This is a genomic window from Streptomyces sp. Isolate_45, from assembly GCF_024721315.2.
Lineage (GTDB): Bacteria > Actinomycetota > Actinomycetes > Streptomycetales > Streptomycetaceae > Streptomyces.
In genome coordinates this window covers 1-16280 of record NZ_JANFAK020000172.1, presented here as the reverse complement: position 1 = coordinate 16280, position 16280 = coordinate 1, and the positions used below count along the sequence as shown (strand labels likewise).

Here is a 16280-nt window from a genome sequence, read left to right as displayed (position 1 = left end):
CAAAGCCAATATAACAACGGCGCCGGCCCCCCCCGCGCCCCCCCCCCCCCCCCCCCCCCCCCCCCCCCCCCCCCCCCCCCCCCCCCCCCGGCGCTCCGGGGGCCGGGGAACCCGCGTTGCCGTGCGGGGCGCCCGGGACGGATCTAGGGTTTGCAAGGAGGCCCGTCACCCGCGGACCCCAGACGGCTCCGCAACCGCTCAGGCGCCCCGTGAGGCAGCGCAGGGTGCGGTACCCCACCGCGAGGAGCCCCGATCCTTCACACCCCGCCCGTGGGCGGCAGGCGGCGCGGGAACCGCGCCGGCCCCCGGTACCGGGGCGGCTCGACGGCCGTAGGGCCAGGCAGGAGGGCCTCGGATGCATCAGCAGGCAACCACGGCCATGCGCGCGTCGCTCCACGCGACCGCCGACGAACGTGCGGCACGCGGCAGGGAGGCCAGGCGCCGCTCACCACGCTCGGGACACGCGGCGTACGAGCCCTCCGAGAACGGGCGGGACCCGCTGGCGATCCTGGAGGCGCAGTCCGCGACCCGGGTGCAGGAGCTGGTGCCGATCCGATACGGCCGGATGATGGAGTCCCCGTTCCGGTTCTACCGGGGCGCCGCCGCGGTCATGGCATCCGACCTCGCGGGCACTCCCGACTCCGGGATCTCCGCCCAGCTGTGCGGAGACGCACACCTGCTGAACTTCCGGCTGCTGGCATCCCCGGAGCGGGAGCTGATGTTCGACATCAACGACTTCGACGAGACGCTGCCGGGCCCCTGGGAGTGGGACGTCAAACGACTGGCGACGAGTTTCGTCATCGCCGGCAGGGCGAACGGCTTCGACGACGCCGAGCGCGCCCGCGTCGTGAGCCGCACCGTGCGCTCGTACCGGGAAGCGATGATCCGCTTCGCCGACATGGGGAACCTCGACGTCTGGTACTCGAAGATCGACGCCGCCCGCCTCAAGGAGCTGGCCACGGGCCGGCTCCACAAGAAGGGCCGGCTGAAGCTGGACCGCGCCATGGAGAGGGCACGCACCCGGGACACGCTGCAGGTCTTCGGCAAGCTCACCCGGATGGTCGACGGCCAAGCCATGATCGCGCCGGACCCTCCGCTGCTCGTACCGGCGGCCGATCTGCTGCCGGACGCCGAACGCGCCACGCTGGAAAGTCAGTTCAGCGGGCTCATCGAGCGGTACGGCCTCACCCTGCCGTCCGACCGGCGCCACCTGCTGCGGGACTACCGGCTACGGGACGTCGCCCGCAAGGTGGTGGGGGTCGGCAGCGTGGGAACCCGGTGCTGGATCTTCCTGCTGCTCGGGCGGGACGGCGGGGACCCGTTGCTCCTGCAGGCCAAGGAGGCCGGCACCTCCGTGCTCGCCGACCACGTCGGGGCGAGCCAGTACCGCAACCAGGGCGAGCGGGTGGTCGCGGGACAACGGCTGATGCAGGCCGCCAGCGACATGTTCCTCGGCTGGGAACGGGTCGACGGGATCGACGGCAGGCGTCGCGACTTCTACATCCGCCAGTTGCGCGACTGGAAGGGCATCGCGATGCCGGAGACGATGTCGCCAGAACAGCTGGCGGTGTTCGGCGACATCTGCGGCATGACCCTGGCCCGCGCGCACGCCCGGTCGGGCGACCGGATCGCGATCGCCTCCTATCTGGGCGGCGGCGGCTCCTTCGACCGGGCACTGGTCACCTTCGCGGAGGCCTATGCCGACCAGAACGAGCGTGACCACCGGGCACTGGTCGAAGCGGTACGCACGGGACGCCTGCCGGCGGCGGAACTCCCGGCCGGCTGACGCGTGGGTTGACGCGCCGACGGACCGCCCGGCGGGACCGGGTCGGCCCGGACCACGGCACCGGTGTCGTGGGGGTCAGCCGCCGTCGAATTCGAGTACCTCGGCCAACGCGGTTTCCTGCTCCTCCACGTCCCCGGCACTCCGGTCGATCACCGCGTACCGCCAGGACCGGCCGTCGGGCGGCGCGTCCGCGTAGAGAACCACGCCCTCGCCGCGATCCGGATCGAACGCGAGGCGGGACGCGCGCAGCCGGGCAAGGGCTCCTTCGAAGTCCATGGGACTGCGTGTCCAGCCCTTCGACACCGACCACGCCGGGTGTGGTCCGGCATGTCCCCCGGTCAGCCGGGTGATCATGCTGTGGGGGGTCGTGGTGGCCGTTCGACGGATGTTGCTCTCGCTCGCGTACGCGATGCCGTCCGTGGCCACCAGGGCGTCGAGCCCGAAGGGCCCGGCGTAGCCGTGGTCGGCCAGGTGGCGACCCAGGGCGGTGCCCCACTCCTCCAGCTCGCCGGCCACGTGTGCGCAGGACGGCGGCAGCGGAGAGACGTATCCCGTGAAGGAGCCCTGAACCGTACGCATCGCACCGCTGAAGAGCGCGCGTGGCCCGGAGGGGGTCACCTCCAGCTGGACGCTGACCGACTCGGCCACGTCGAGGCACTCCTCCACCACCCACAGGCCTTCGGGCCCACCGACCGTAGCGAGCGGCAGGCTCGCCCCGCCCCTCAGGTCGTCGCGGGACACGAAGCGCATCCCGTGCCCTCCGGCCGAACGGTCGGGCTTCACCACGACGCCCTCGTGGTCCCGCAGGAGCTCGCGCGCCACGCCTTCGGCCTCCGGGCGCCGGCACACGCGCCCCGCGGGCAGCCGCATGCCCAGTCGTCCGGCCGTCTCGCGGAACCCGGCCTTCGTGTTGAGCAGCATGGTCATCCTCAGGGCGGCCTCGGCGGCCTCGACCGTGGGGTACGGGTGCACCCCGAGGCCGACGTCTCGGGCGAACGCGACCGCCGAGGCGTCCAGCGCCGTCGGCAGCAGCGCCGCACCCCGGTCACCGGCGAGAGCCCGGACGTGCTCGATGAGGCCGGCCTCGCGCACCGCCCGAGCCAGCGGAACGGCTCCGGCGGGTGGTACCTCGATGACAGCCACCGACTCCGCGGGTACCCCGGTCAGGTCGTACGCGTACCGCAGGAACTCCCGGCTCAGCGGCACGGGAGTGACGAAGCCGTCCCCCGGTCGTAGCAGCCACACCTTCCGCGGTGCCTGCTGGGCCCACTGCGTCAGGATCCGCCCCTCGTCCAGGTCCACCGCCAGGTCCGAGAGGAAGTTCGCGAACACGACAACCGGTCCCGTATCCATCACCACTGCGCTCCTCCGCCCGCTCCTCCGCCCGCCGTGCGGCCGTCCACCGTCAGTATGGGATCAGCCGCTGCGGTCGGTGCGGCGGCTCGTCCCGCGTGTACCCCGTCGCCCACGATCGGCCCGCCTCGTGTGTGCCTCTCAGCCTTCCGGGGCCGAGCGGTCCAGCCGGGCCGTGACGGGTGTGGCCGCGACGCCGTGGAGGAGTACCGAGAGCAGCACGGTGAAGGTCACCACGGCCCACAGCTCGCGAGCGGGGGCGGCGAAGTCGGCTTCGCCCAGGGCGTGGGCGAGATAGAAGAACGAGCCGATGCCACGGATGCCGAACACCGCGATGGCGGCTCGCTCCTTCCCCGTGGCGATTCCCCGCATCTGAACGGCCCAGCCGACGGCCGGGCGGATCAGCAGGAAGAGCACCAGCCCCAGAGCGGCTCCGCGCCAGGTCAGTGCCGAGAGGCCGCCATCGGCGATGAACCCGCCGACGAGGAAGAGGATGACGGCGGTGAGGAGCCTTTCGACCTGGTCGGTGAAGGCGTGCATGACGCGGTGGTACCGGTGGGCGCGTTCGGCATTGCGGATGGCACATGCCGCGACGAAGACGGCGAGGAAGCCGTAGCCGTGGAGGAGTTCCGTCAGCCCGTAGGCCGTGAAGGTCGCGGCGAGTGCGACGAAGCCCTCGCGGTGTTCGGAAAGCCGCAGCGCTTTCCAGGATGCCTGGAAGAACATCCGGCCGAGCAGCCGCCCGACGCCGAGCCCCACCGCCAGTCCCACCGCGCTGCGCAGCAGGATGTCGCTCCACAGCCAGTGCCGGAGCCCGTCCGTGGACCAGCCCGTCGCCGAGGCCGTGGTCAGTGCGATGGCAGCCAGGACGAACGGGAAGGCCAGACCGTCGTTGAGGCCCGCCTCGCTGGTGAGCGCGAAGCGGACCTCGTCCTCGTCGTCCTCTTCGTCCGTCGGCTCGCCCACGCGTACTTCCGCGGCCAGTACCGGGTCGGTGGGAGCCAGGGCCGCCGCCACCAGCAGGGCGACAGCCGGCGGCCAGCCCACCAGCCACCCCGCCAGCGCCGCGGTCAACAGGATCGTCAGGGGCATGGCCAGGCCCAGCAGCCGCCACGTCGTCGACCAGGCGCGCCATCCCGGGGGTCTGTTGATCGCAAGCCCCGCACCCATCAACGCGACCACGACACAGATCTCCGTGAGGTGCTCCACCACGCTTCGGTGCCGGACGGGATCGAGCGTCGGGAGCGCGTCCAGCGGCAGCAGGAACACCAGGAATCCCGCCGCGAGGAACACCATCGGCAACGACAGGGGCCGCTTGGCCAGGGCGGACGGCAGCACCGCCGCGCACAGGGCCCCCAACCCCGCGCAGGCGTAAACCATGTCGATCCCGGTCGAACCGAGCAAGCCGATCACCTTTCCCGTGGGGAAACCCTCGTCGTGACCGCCTACCCGATCTTGCGACGGGCAGCCGCGGCGCACCCGTCCGCTTTCGCGGACGAGTGCGGCGCCGTCGGCCACGACCGTGCGACCCGCGACCCGCGGTCGGGGTGGCATCAGGGCCGGCCGGCGGGGCATGCGACCGGGAGACGGCTGATGACGGCCGTCTCCCCGCAAGTGGTTCTCGGCCGGGGAACCGCACCGAACGAAGGGCATCGAAGTGGCACGCACCGTCGCTCACGTGATCGTCGACGCGCTGAAGGAGCTGGGCGTTCAGCACGTCTTCGGCGTCGTCGGCGACGCCCTGAACCCCCTGACCGACGCCATTCGCACCACCGAGGACCTTGACTGGGTGGGGTGCCGGCACGAGGAGGCGGCGGCCTTCGCGGCCGGCGCGCAGTCCCAACTGTCGGGCACCTTGGGCGTGTGCATGGGCACTGTCGGTCCTGGTTCCGTGCACCTGCTCAACGGGCTGTACGACGCGGCCAAGAGCCACGCCCGGGTGCTGGCGATCTGTGGCCAGGTCCCCCTGGCCGAGATCGGCAGCGACTACTTCCAGGAGGTCGACAACGATCTGCTCTTCCGGGACGTCGCCGTCTACCGCGCCACCGTCACCTCGCCGGAACAGATGCCGCGGATGCTCGAATCCGCGGTGCGGGCCGCGATCAGCCGCAGCGGCGTAGCGGTACTGACGATCCCCGGCGACCTGGGCGACCAGGAAGTGCCGCAGGACCGGCCCGCCCGATTCGCTCTCGATCGGCCCGTGACCCGCCCGGACGACCCCGCGCTCGCGGACGCGGCCGACCTGCTGAACGCGGCCTCCCGCGTCACCCTGCTCGTGGGGCGGGGAGCCCGCGACGCCCGGGACGAGGTACTTCGCCTGGCCGACCACCTCGCCGCGCCGATGGTGCTGACCTTGAAGGCCAAGGAGGGCTTCGAGGGCGACAACCCCTTCCAGGTGGGTCAGACCGGGCTCATCGGCAACCCCGCCGCCGCGCACGCTCTGGACCGTACGGACGCCCTGCTCATGCTGGGCACCGACTTCCCGTACCGGGACTGGTACCCCGAAGACGCCAAGGTGGTCCAGATCGACACCAGCGAGGAGCGCCTCGGCCGACGGGTCCCGGTCGACGTGGGCCTGGCGGGTGACGTCGGCGCCACTTTGCGCGCCCTGCTGCCGCTGCTGGACGAGGCCTCGGACCGGGCCCACCTCGAAGACGCGGTGGAAAGGTTCGAGAGCTGGCGGGAAGGTCAGGGGCGGCTGGCCGACCCCCGTCACGAACACCGTTGGACCGGCAAACTGCGGGCGGTGTTCGACAACCGCGATCACGAGATCCGTCCCGAGGCGCTGGCAGCGGCGGTGGACGCGCACGCGGCCGACGACGCGGTCTTCACCTCCGACACGGGCATGGCGACCGTCTGGCTCTCCCGCTTCGTCTCCATGCACGGCTCACGGCGCCTGATCGGCTCCTACAACCTCGGCTCCATGGCCAACGCGATGCCGCAGTCCATCGGGGCGCAGCTGTGGGCACCCGAGCGGCAGGTGGTGGCCTTCTGCGGTGACGGGGGCCTGAGCATGCTGCTCGGGGACCTGATGACGATCAAGACGTACCGCCTTCCGGTCAAGCTGGTGGTCTTCGACAACCGTCGCCTGGGCATGGTCAAGCTCGAACAGGAACAGGCGGGGCTGCCCGAGTTCGGCACGGAACTCGACAACCCGGACTTCGCCGCCGTCGCCACCGCGCTCGGCATCACCGGCATCCGTGTCACCGACCCGGACCATCTGGACGATGCCGTCCGCCGCGCCCTGGAGACGCCCGGACCCGTCGTGCTGGACGTCCTGACCAATCCCGAGGAGATCGCCGTACCGGCGAAGCCCACCGCGGCCCAGGGGTGGGGCTTCGCCATCGCCAAACTGAAGGAGAACCTCACCGGCCGCGAAGGGTGACGGCTGCCCCGTGCGCCCCGAGGCGTGCGCCCAGGATGCGGATCTTCCGCCGGGGCCGGTCAGGCTCCGACGAGGTGCTCGGGGCGGATCGGCGTCCTGTTCAGTTCGAGGCCGGTCGCCGCCCGGATCGCGGCGAGCACGGCCGGCGTGGAGGAGAGGGTCGGGGCCTCACCGATGCCCCGCACCCCGTACGGCGCGTTCGGGTCCGCCATTTCGAGGTAGTCGACCGGGATCGTCGGGGTGTCGAGGATGGTCGGGATCAGGTAGTCCGTGAAGGAGGGGTTGCGCACCTTCGCGGTACTCGGGTCGACGATGATCTCCTCCATCACCGCGACGCCCAGGCCCTGGAGGGTGCCGCCCTGGATCTGGCCGACCACGGACAGCGGGTTGAGCGCCTTGCCCACGTCCTGGGCCACGGCCAGCTCGACGACCTTGACCAGGCCCAGTTCCGTATCGACCTCCACGACCGCGCGGTGCGCGGCGAAGGAGTACTGGACGTGGCCGTCGCCTTGGCCGGTGACGAGGTCGAAGGGCTGGGTGGGGCGGTGGCGCCACTCCTCCTCGATCTCCACGGCCTCGTTCTCCAGGACGTCCGCGAGGGAGGCGAGGACTTCGCCGCCGTCCGTGACGACCTTGCCGCCCTCCAGGCGCAGTTCGGAGCTCCCCCACCCCGGGTGGCTCGCGCCGAACCTGCGCCGGCCGATCTCCAGGACCCGCTCGCGCACGATGCGGCAGGAGTTCTTCACGGATCCGCCGGTCATGTACGTCTGGCGGCCCGCCGAGGTCGAGCCGGCCGAACCCACCTGCGTGTCGGCGGGGTGGATGGTCACCTGTTGGACGCCGAGTTCGGTGCGGGCGATCTGTGCGTGGATGGTGACGCCGCCCTGGCCGACCTCCGCCATGGCCGTGTGGACCATGGCCACCGCCTCGCCGTTGATGACCTCCATGCGGACCTTCGCGGTGGAGTAGTCGTCGAATCCCTCGGAGAAGCCGACGTTCTTGATGCCGACCGCGTAGCCGACACCGCGGACGACTCCCTCACCGTGGGTGGTGTTGGACAGGCCACCCGGCAGCGCGCGGACGTCCGCCGCCCCGTCGGCGTCCTCCCATTGGCGCACCGGCGGCAGCGGTCGGGCCTTGACCAGGCGCAGCAGCTCGGCGACCGGGGCCGGGGAGTCCACGACCTGGCCGGTGGGCATGACCGTGCCCTGCTCCATGGCGTTGAGCTGCCTCAGTTCGACCGGGTCGATGCCGAGTTTCGCCGCGAGCTTGTCCATCTGGGCCTCGTAGGCGAAGCAGGCCTGGACGGCGCCGAAGCCGCGCATCGCGCCACAGGGCGGGTTGTTCGAGTAGAGGCCCAACGCCTCGATCTCGACGTCCTCGATGACGTACGGGCCGACCGAGAGGGACGCGGCGTTGCCGACGACCGAGGCCGTGGACGAGGCGTAGGCACCGCCGTCGAGCACGATCCTGCACTTCATGTGCGTGAGCTTGCCGTCCTTGGTGGCGCCGTGCTCGTAGGAGAGCTTCGCCGGGTGGCGGTGCACGTGGCCGAAGAAGGACTCGAAGCGGTTGTAGACGATCTTGACCGGCCTGCCCGTGCGCAGGGCGAGGACGCAGGCGTGGATCTGCATCGAGATGTCCTCGCGGCCACCGAACGCGCCTCCGATTCCGGCCATCGTCATGCGGACCTTCTCCGGCGGCAGGCCCAGGACGGGGGCGATCTGTTGGAGGTCCGAGTGCAGCCACTGGGTGGCGCAGTACAGGTCCACGCCGCCGTCCTCGGAGGGTACGGCCAGGCCGGACTCCGGGCCGAGGAAGGCCTGGTCCTGCATGCCGAAGGTGTACTCGCCCGTGACGATGACGTCGGCGCGCTTCGCGGCCTCTGCCGCGTTGCCGCGGATGATCGGCTGGCGGTGCACGATGTTCGGGTGCGGGACGTGACCGCAGTGGTGGTCGTCGCGGTTCTCATGCACGAGTACGGCGTCGGGGGCGGTCGCCGATGCCTCATCGGTGATGACGGGCAGCTCCCGGTACTCGACCCTGATCTTCGCGGCGGCGCGGCGTGCGGTCTCCGGGTGGTCGGCGGCCACGAGGGCGACCGGCTCACCGTGGTGGCGTACCTTGCCGTGTGCCAGGACCGGGGTGTCCTGGAACTCCATGCCGTAGTGCTTCATCGGCGCCGGCAGGTCGTCGTACGTCATCACCGCGTGGACCCCCGGCACGGCGGCGGCCTCGGAGGTGTCGATGGAGACGATGTCCGCGTGGGCGACCGTGGACCGCAGGAGTTGGCCCCACAGCATGTCCTCGTGCCACATGTCCGAGGAGTACGCGAACTCACCGGTCACCTTGAGGGTGCCGTCGGGGCGCAGCGTGGATTCGCCGATGCCGCCCCTGGGCCCCGAGCCCTGGGTGACGTTGGTGGGGATTCCGGTGGGAATCCTTCTGGTGGTGCCGGCCATGAGTGGACCGCCTCTCCCTGACGTTCGCGAATGTTCCGGATGCTGCGGATGCTGCGGATGTGATGCGACGGGGCCGGGGAGAGCCGGTGCCACGACCCCCGTACGTGGCACGCCGCGCGGCGCTCCCCACCCGTGTCGATTCGGCCGCTCCGGGGCCTGAACTCGCCGGTCGTTCTCGGCCGAACGCTCAGAAGTAGACAGCGCGAACAGCGGAACGTGTCAGTCACCGATCACTCAGACATGGCTACGCCACCGCCTGTGGACGGCGGTGCTTTCCCACCGCGTCGGCGCCGTGAGCTGTGGTGATCCATGTTCCGCACCTGGCACGGCGTGAGAGGGTGACGATCATGCGGCTACGCGAACTGCTGAACATCGACGAGTTGGGACTGCGTCCGCTCGCGGGCGCGGAGACGGACGAAGACCTGCTCGATCGAGCCATATCCGCCGTCCCGATCATCGACAGGGCCGATCCCGGCCGCTTCCTCACCGGCGGCGAACTCGTCCTGACCGGGCTCGCCTGGTGGCACGAGGACGGGGACGCCGAGGCCTTCGTACGTGTCCTCGCCCTGGCGGGTGTCACGGCCCTGGCCGCGGGCGAGGTCGAACACGGACTGGTCCCGGACGACGTCGTGCGCGCCTGCCGCCGCCACGGCCTCCCCCTCGTCGCCGTGCGACCGGAAACCTCGTTCTCCGCGATCACCGAACACGTCCTGCGGCGTCTGCACCGCCAGGACGGCGTCGGCAACCTCGCTGCCGTGGTCGAACGCCACCGGATGCTCCTCGCCGACCGGAGTTCCGCGGACCTGGTGCTGGATCTCCTGCGGGAGAGCCTCGGCGTCGACGTACGGGTCCTGTCCGCGACCGGACGTCAGATATCCGGGGTCCGGCCACCGCTGCGCGCCGGGACGGCGACGGCACTGACCGCGCGCTACCTGGCCGCGCGCCGCGCGGGCGGGGCGGCCCCCCACGTGGTGACGGTCGGAAGCCGGCCCTATTCCCTCGTACCTGTGCGCGACGTGCGTGACGCCATCGGGGCGGATCCGCGGGCCGACGAGCTGGGTGACTGGCTCGTTGTCATCGAGGCCGACACGTCGGACTGGCCCGCGCCGGACGCGGGACTCCTCGACCGGCTCGTCGAACTGGTCGCCGACGCGCGATCCGCGCACGAGCAGTCGAAGGCAGCACTGCGCGACCTGGCCGGCAGGGCCCTGGAACTGCTGCGCGGCACCGTGCCGGCCGAGGAGATACCCGTGCGGCTGCGCAGCACCGCGCAATCCATCGTCAGTGGACAACTGACCTGGCCGCGCGAACAGTTCGTGGTCGTCTCGGGGCAATGGCAGGAGGGGCGCCCCATTCCCGCCGCGGCCCTGCGCCTGCTCCTGGAGGAGGCCCTGCTCCAACCGGACGGCCCGGTGCGGGTGTCACCGCAGGACATCGCCTCGACCGTCGACGGCGATCAGGCCGTCCTCCTCACCCTGGTCCCCGAGCCCACGCCCGACGATCCCGACCCGTCGCTCGACTGCTCCGCCCTTCAGCGCCTGCTCTCGGCGGTACTGGCGCGGTGGCTCGGCCCGACGGACCGGGTGTGCGTCGGTGTCAGCGTTCCGGTGGACGAACCCGGGAACGCCCGCCGCGCGCTCGAAGAGGCCCGGAACGCCCTACGGATAGCCTTGGCCGGCCCCGAGCGGGTGGCCGTACGCGGCTCGGACGACCTCACCACGCACATCCTGTCCCTGCTCCCCCTCATCCCCGCCGATACCCTGCGGGCCTTCGCCGACCGTCTCCTCGGCCCCCTGCGCGATCACGACAGACGGCACCGGACGGACCTCCTGAACACGCTCCGCGCCTTCCTCGACTGCGACGGGTCCTGGACCGTCTGCGCCGCTCGGCTCCACCTGCACGCCAACTCCCTGCGCCACCGCGTGAACCGGATCGAACAGCTCACCGGCCGTGATCTGTCCCGCCTCGAAACCAGGTTGGATTTCCTGGCGGCCTTGAGATCCGGCTGATCGGCGATCCCCGCGAGCCGTGCGGGCGGCGGAACGGCGCCACCCTCGGCAGGAGGGGGAGCCGTTACCGCTCCCGGTGACACTGGTGCGGCCGGCCCCGCCACCCTCCTGCCGCGGCGTCCGGGGGGACCATCAGAGCCGGGACGTCATGCTCGGATCGCCTCAGATCGCCCGCTCGGGGCCGGCCACGTGCTCCGGCCGCCCGTCCTGGACCAGTTGCCGGCGGGTGCCGCCGCGCGTCTTGAGGTGCAGCTTGTACGCGCCGGGCTCGCCCGCCTCGTCGGCGAGGTGCTTGACGACGACCTTGCAGACGAGCTCCTTGAGCTTCGCGCCGGGTACGCCGCCGATGTTGAACCACACCGCGTCGTCGAACCGGTCGGCGAACTGGAAGATGCCGGCACGCCTGCCCAGACTGATGCACTGGGCGCCGAAGACCTGGTTGAACGTGGCGGGCTCCTCGCCCCCGATCCGGCTGAGCACGGTGTCGGCGGCCCGCGCCCCCATCGGCATCGCCGCCTGGCAGCTCATCCGCGGCGACAGGCCCGACGGCGCCGCCGAGTCGCCGGCCGCGACGATGCGGTCGTCGTCCACGCTGGTCAGGGTTTCGTCCGTGAGCAGTCGTCCTACGGCATCGGTACTCAGGCCGCTGCGCACGGCCAGGTCCGGCACGCCGAAGCCGACGGTCCAGACGGTCACCTCGCTCGGCAGCGTACGGCCGTCACTGAGCTGTACGGCGTCACGGGTCACGGCCGTCACCTTCGTGTCCGGGCCTTCGAGCACGCCGACCCCGAGCTTGGCGAGCCGGCGCGCGACCGAGCGCCGGCCCCGGGCGTGCAGGTACGGGCCGAGCACCCCGCCGCACACCAGGGTCACGGCGCGCCCCGTCTCCGCGAGCTCGGCGGCGGTCTCGATGCCCGTCGGACCGGCGCCGACGACCGTCACCGCGGCCCGCGCGGGCGCGGTGTCGAGTACCGGGAGCAGCCGCTGCGCGTCCTCGAGGGTGGCGATCGGGTAGGCATACTCGTCGGCTCCGGGCACGGTCGGGTCGGCGCTGCCACTGCCCACCGCGTAGATCAGGTAGTCGTATCCGAGGCTGTCGCCCGACGCCAACTGCACGCTGCGCCCTGCCGCGTCGACCCGGGTCACGGTGTCGACCAGCAAGGACGCGCGTTCCGTGAGGACTTCTCTGTACTCGACGACCGCGCTGTCGGTGTCGCCCAACAGCTGGTGCAGACGGATGCGGTGGACGAACGAGGGGCGCGGGTTGATGAGTGTCACCGTCACGTCGCGGCGCCGGGTGAGGCGGTTGGCCGCCATGACCCCCGCGTACCCGCCACCGATCACCATCACGTGCGTGTTGCTGTTCATGATCCCAGTTCCTTTTCGATGAGTGCGGCCCAACGGAGAGCCGCGTGAGTGGCGAGCGAGGACGTCCGCCGGACCGCGTGCGGTGTCAGTGCGCGCTCCCGGGTCCCCAGCGCTCCAGAGCGAGGTAGGCCGGCAGCCATTCGTCGGTGAAGGCGGAGCGGGTGGCCGCGGGGAGGGGAGCGAGCAGCTTCTCCACCGTGGCTTCGTCGGCTCCGGCCACCAGCCAGGGCAGCAGATCCCGTGCGTAACGTGCGATGTGTTGGGCGTGAACGTGGCTGAACCGGTCCCACTGTTCGGCCGTCAACGCCCCCTGGATCAAGGGCAGGGCCGCCTCCTCCTCATGGTCGAGGTGCCCGGCCAGGCCTGTGACCAGGGTGTCCACCAAGTCGCCCAACCGCAGGGGATCGACCTGTGGATCGGCCAGAGCGGCGTCGATGGCCTTGATGACCGAGCGGATGACGGCGTGCTCGGCCTCCAGTGCCTCCAGGAGGGCCAGTTGCTGTGGCCGGTCCGCCAGGGTTCGGCGCAGCGCCGGCCACAGCACGTCGTCCTCGGCTCTGTGGTGGGCGTGCAGGGCCTGTTTGAGCAACCTCCATCCGGCGGCGCGGGACAACACGCGTCCCGCGTCATCGTTCACGGCGGTGGTGACCCGGTCGAGATGGACCAACTCCCGACGCAGGGCGGCGTGCGCCGCCCACACCACGGTCAGGTCGATCGCGTTGCCCGCGATCGGCTCCGAGAGGTACCTGCACCACACGAAACCGCAGTCCTGTTGTGGTCGGGCATCTCGGTCGGGCCGCTCGGATCGCATGCCCCAACCCTCTTGCGAGACACGATGATGATCAATGTAGAATTCCGCGCTGTTCGATAACCGTTGGGTTATCGCCGGAGAGGTGGGGCACCGGTGGAGCTGCGGGACATCGAGATCTTCCTGGTGCTGGCGGAAGAGCTCCATTTCGGCCGGACGGCGGAGCGCCTGCACGTCTCCCAGGCGCGCGTCAGCCAGGCGATCAAGAAGCAGGAGCGGCGCATCGGTGCCGAACTGTTCAGCCGCACCAGCCGCACGGTGAGCCTGACCGAGATCGGCAGGCAGTTCCGTGACGACCTGCGACCGGTCTACTCGGGGCTGCACGAATCCCTGGAGCGCGCCCGGCTGGCCGCGCGCGGCGTCACCGCACAACTGCGCGTCGGCATGCTGCCCTTCAACGTCGTCGACCTGCACGCCTACTGGAAGGCGTTCCGAACGAGACACCCCCAGTGGGAACTCCGGATCAGGCCGGCACCCTTCAGCGATGTGTTCGGCCGACTCCGCGCCGGGGACATGGACGTCGTCGTCGTGTGGCTGCCCGTGGACGAGCCGGACTTCACCGTGGGGCCGGTCCTGTGCACCGACTCCCGGATCCTGGCCGTGACAGCCGGACACGACCTCGCGGAACGGGACCACGTACGTCTGGAAACGTTCGCCGACTTCCCGCACGCCACGGCTCCCGGCATGGCGGACTACTGGGAGGACAGCTACCTGCCCTTCCACACCCCACGAGGCCGGACCATCGAGCGAACCATGGCCGTGACCAGCGCCGACGAGCTGATCAACCTGGTCAGCATGGGCGAGATCATCCACGGCTTCCCCAGCCACGTCACCAGGTACTGGGGAATGCCGAACCTCCGGTGGCTGCCCATCCCCGACCTGCCGGCCATGTCCTTCGCCCTGGTCTGGCGGACCGAAGCCGAGAACGACCTCGTCCGCGCCCTGGCGGACACCGTCCGCGACCTCGGCACGGTCCGTTTCTGACCCGCCCGGCCATGCCCCGCCCGGGTGGGCGCGGAATCGCGGACGGCGAGCCCGCAGGGCCTCGACAGCGGCGCCGGTCGCGCCCTGGGTCGGCACGGCGCGCCCCTGTGCGAGGCAGCGGGAATGCCGCGCGCGCCCTATCGTGGAGATCACCGGGGGTCGCGGGCGCTGAGGCGGGCTGGGCATGAAGGATCCGGAGATCGACTACGGAGCAGTGTTCACCGCCCTGCCCGGCATGGTGGCGTTGCTGACCCCCGAGCTGGTGTTCGCCGACGCGAACGAGGCGTTCCTGCACGCGTCCGGGCGCACCCGCGAACAGGTGGTGGGCCACTTTTTGTTCGATGTGTTCCCGGACAACCCGAACGATCCCACCGCGAGCGGTGGCCGAAACCTGCTGGCCTCCCTCCAGCGGGTCCTGACGACTGCCGAGCGTGACGGTATGGCGCTGCAGCGCTACGACGTCGAGTCCTCGGAGCGGTCCGGCGAGTGGGAGGAGCGCTACTGGAGCCCGGTCAACGCCCCTGTCATCGACTCCGACGGCCGGGTCGTCCTGATCGTGCACCGGGTGGAGGAGGTCACCGAGCTCATTGCGGCCCGTGGTGCCCCTGACGGCAGCCGACCCCGGGTCCTGGAAGCCGAGCTGTACACCCGCGCCCGGGAACTGCAGGAGGTCAACGAGCGACTACGGCAAGCCCACACTCGCGAACGCGAGGTCGCGCTCGCCCTGCAGGAGGCCATGCTGCCCGCCCCCGGAGACATCGGCCACCACCGCGCCGCCGTCCGCTATCGGCCCGCCGTCGGTGCCCTCAACGTATGCGGCGACTGGTACGACCTCGTCGACCTGCCCGGAGACCGCATCGCCGTGGCCGTCGGTGACGTCGTCGGCCACGGCCTGCACGCCGCCGGCATCATGGGACAGCTCCGCAGCGCCCTGAGCGCCGCCTCCCTCGTCGCCGACGGCCCCGCCGAGGCACTGGAGGCCCTCGGGCTGTACGCCCGCTCGGTCAGCGGCGCGGAGAACACCACCGCCGTCGAGACCTACATCGACTGGGACACCCACACCCTCACGTACAGCAGCGCCGGACACCTCCCGCCCGCCCTGCTCCACACCCGGGGCGGTGTCGAGTTCCTCGACCAGGCGACCGACCCCCCGCTGGGAGCCCGCCCGGAACACGTGGCACGCCCCCAGGCCGTCACCGGGTTCGCCGAGGGCGACACCCTCGTCCTCTACACCGACGGACTGATCGAACGCCGACGCGAGGACATCGACACCGGACTCGCTCGCCTCGCGCACGCCCTCACCCGCCACCAGGGAGCCCGCCCCGAAGCCCTCGCCGACGCGATCCTCCTCGACCTCCTCCCGCCCGGCGGAGCCACCGACGACTCCGCACTCGTCATCGTCCGGCTCTGAACGCGGTGTCGCCGAGCGCCGGCCGAAGCCCCGACCGCGCGAGGGCGTCGGGGAACGGCGCCTGCGGTCAGCGGCCTCCGGACGTGATCGCTCCGATGTTCCCCTCACGGCCACGGCGGTTGGATCGCCGGATGCGGGCATGCGACGGGTGAGGATCGATGCGACGCCGTGCGACAGGGGGTAGGTAGCAGATGGAACAGCAGGTACGAGTGGAGCCGGACGCCGATGGGGTCCGAGTCATCGTGTGCGCCGGGGAATTCGAGTACTACGGCCTCGATTCGCTGGAGTCCGCGGGTGCGGCGGCCGCCGCCGACCCGGACGTCCGCCGGATCGTCCTGGACGTCCGCCAGGTCACCTTCGCCGACTCCACCATGCTCACCCTGATGCTGCTCCTGCTGCGAAGCGGCCGCCTCGTGCTGGTGGGCCCGTTGCCCGCGCAGCTCGATCGCCGCATGACCCTCACGGCGATCCGCGACTTGTTCCCGGTCATCGACGGAACCGAGAACGTGCGCGCCGTGTAGAGCCGGGTGGGGGTGGGGCGGGCAACCGTCCCGCGACCATCGCGGCGAGCGCGAACCCGAAGCCCACCGACGGGCAGCGGGAGCGGCACGGCAGCAGTCGTGCACGGATCAACCGGCGAGGGGGGGGGGGGGGGGGGGGGGGGGGGGGGGGGGGGGGGGGGGGGGGGGGGGGGGGGGGGGGGGGGGGGGGGGG

11 protein-coding genes are annotated in these 16280 nt (G+C 71.3%); 6 read left to right on the top strand and 5 right to left on the bottom strand.

The genetic code is table 11. The features are described 5' to 3' along the window. Positions 1-355 precede the first annotated feature (355 nt). Complete coding sequence (locus NOD94_RS34440; RefSeq protein ID WP_281210139.1) at positions 356-1786, top strand: DUF2252 domain-containing protein; 1431 nt, start codon at positions 356-358, stop codon at positions 1784-1786. Positions 1787-1861: 75 nt separating this feature from the next. Here NOD94_RS34440 and NOD94_RS34435 read toward each other — a convergent pair whose 3' ends face one another. Together NOD94_RS34435 and NOD94_RS34430 are read right to left on the bottom strand one after the other, a co-directional pair. Then, positions 1862-3139, bottom strand: coding sequence for a peptide ligase PGM1-related protein (locus NOD94_RS34435; RefSeq protein ID WP_281210138.1), 1278 nt, complete (start codon positions 3137-3139; stop codon positions 1862-1864). Between the two features lie 141 nt (positions 3140-3280). Further along, entirely contained in the window at positions 3281-4519 is a 1239-nt protein-coding gene (locus NOD94_RS34430; protein ID WP_281210140.1) for a cation:proton antiporter, read from the bottom strand. A gap of 277 nt (positions 4520-4796) precedes the next feature. Here NOD94_RS34430 and NOD94_RS34425 point away from each other — a divergent pair, with 277 nt between their 5' ends. Next, positions 4797-6524, top strand: a complete 1728-nt coding sequence (locus NOD94_RS34425) for a thiamine pyrophosphate-dependent enzyme (protein ID WP_281210137.1) — start codon at positions 4797-4799, stop codon at positions 6522-6524. A gap of 59 nt (positions 6525-6583) precedes the next feature. Here the strand turns inward: NOD94_RS34425 and NOD94_RS34420 are convergent, their stop codons facing one another. Then, positions 6584-8986 (bottom strand): molybdopterin cofactor-binding domain-containing protein, encoded by a 2403-nt coding sequence (locus tag NOD94_RS34420; RefSeq protein WP_281210136.1) that lies wholly within the window; start codon positions 8984-8986, stop codon positions 6584-6586. 347 nt (positions 8987-9333) lie between these two features. Here NOD94_RS34420 and NOD94_RS34415 point away from each other — a divergent pair, with 347 nt between their 5' ends. Then, positions 9334-10995, top strand: coding sequence for a PucR family transcriptional regulator (locus tag NOD94_RS34415; RefSeq protein ID WP_281210135.1), 1662 nt, complete (start codon positions 9334-9336; stop codon positions 10993-10995). Positions 10996-11157: 162 nt separating this feature from the next. Here NOD94_RS34415 and NOD94_RS34410 read toward each other — a convergent pair whose 3' ends face one another. Together NOD94_RS34410 and NOD94_RS34405 are read right to left on the bottom strand one after the other, a co-directional pair. Then, positions 11158-12363: an FAD-dependent oxidoreductase gene (locus NOD94_RS34410; RefSeq protein ID WP_281210134.1), complete on the bottom strand. Its 1206-nt coding sequence runs from the start codon at positions 12361-12363 to the stop codon at positions 11158-11160. Between the two features lie 85 nt (positions 12364-12448). Further along, positions 12449-13120, bottom strand: coding sequence for a hemerythrin domain-containing protein (locus NOD94_RS34405; RefSeq protein ID WP_281210133.1), 672 nt, complete (start codon positions 13118-13120; stop codon positions 12449-12451). A gap of 147 nt (positions 13121-13267) precedes the next feature. Between NOD94_RS34405 and NOD94_RS34400 the strand changes: the two genes are divergently transcribed. The 3 genes from NOD94_RS34400 (at position 13268) to NOD94_RS34390 (ending at position 16087) form a co-directional block, all read left to right on the top strand. Continuing rightward, on the top strand, positions 13268-14155 hold the full coding sequence (locus tag NOD94_RS34400; RefSeq protein WP_281210132.1) for a LysR family transcriptional regulator: 888 nt from the start codon (positions 13268-13270) through the stop codon (positions 14153-14155). 184 nt (positions 14156-14339) lie between these two features. Then, the gene (locus NOD94_RS34395) at positions 14340-15566 is read left to right on the top strand and encodes a SpoIIE family protein phosphatase (protein WP_281210131.1); all 1227 of its coding nucleotides are present in this window, start codon (positions 14340-14342) and stop codon (positions 15564-15566) included. 191 nt (positions 15567-15757) lie between these two features. Continuing rightward, positions 15758-16087 carry a hypothetical protein gene (locus tag NOD94_RS34390; RefSeq protein ID WP_281210130.1) on the top strand — a complete coding sequence of 110 codons (330 nt, stop codon included), beginning with the start codon at positions 15758-15760 and terminating at the stop codon, positions 16085-16087. Positions 16088-16280 lie beyond the last annotated feature (193 nt).

Coding starts and splice junctions, on each gene's coding strand:
- NOD94_RS34390 (WP_281210130.1), top strand. CDS start 15,758: ATGGAACAGCAGGTACGAGTGGAGCCGGACGCCGATGGGGTCCGAGTC.
- NOD94_RS34415 (WP_281210135.1), top strand. CDS start 9,334: ATGCGGCTACGCGAACTGCTGAACATCGACGAGTTGGGACTGCGTCCG.
- NOD94_RS34440 (WP_281210139.1), top strand. CDS start 356: ATGCATCAGCAGGCAACCACGGCCATGCGCGCGTCGCTCCACGCGACC.
- NOD94_RS34435 (WP_281210138.1), bottom strand. CDS start 3,139: ATGGATACGGGACCGGTTGTCGTGTTCGCGAACTTCCTCTCGGACCTG.
- NOD94_RS34430 (WP_281210140.1), bottom strand. CDS start 4,519: ATGGTTTACGCCTGCGCGGGGTTGGGGGCCCTGTGCGCGGCGGTGCTG.
- NOD94_RS34410 (WP_281210134.1), bottom strand. CDS start 12,363: ATGAACAGCAACACGCACGTGATGGTGATCGGTGGCGGGTACGCGGGG.
- NOD94_RS34420 (WP_281210136.1), bottom strand. CDS start 8,986: ATGGCCGGCACCACCAGAAGGATTCCCACCGGAATCCCCACCAACGTC.
- NOD94_RS34395 (WP_281210131.1), top strand. CDS start 14,340: ATGAAGGATCCGGAGATCGACTACGGAGCAGTGTTCACCGCCCTGCCC.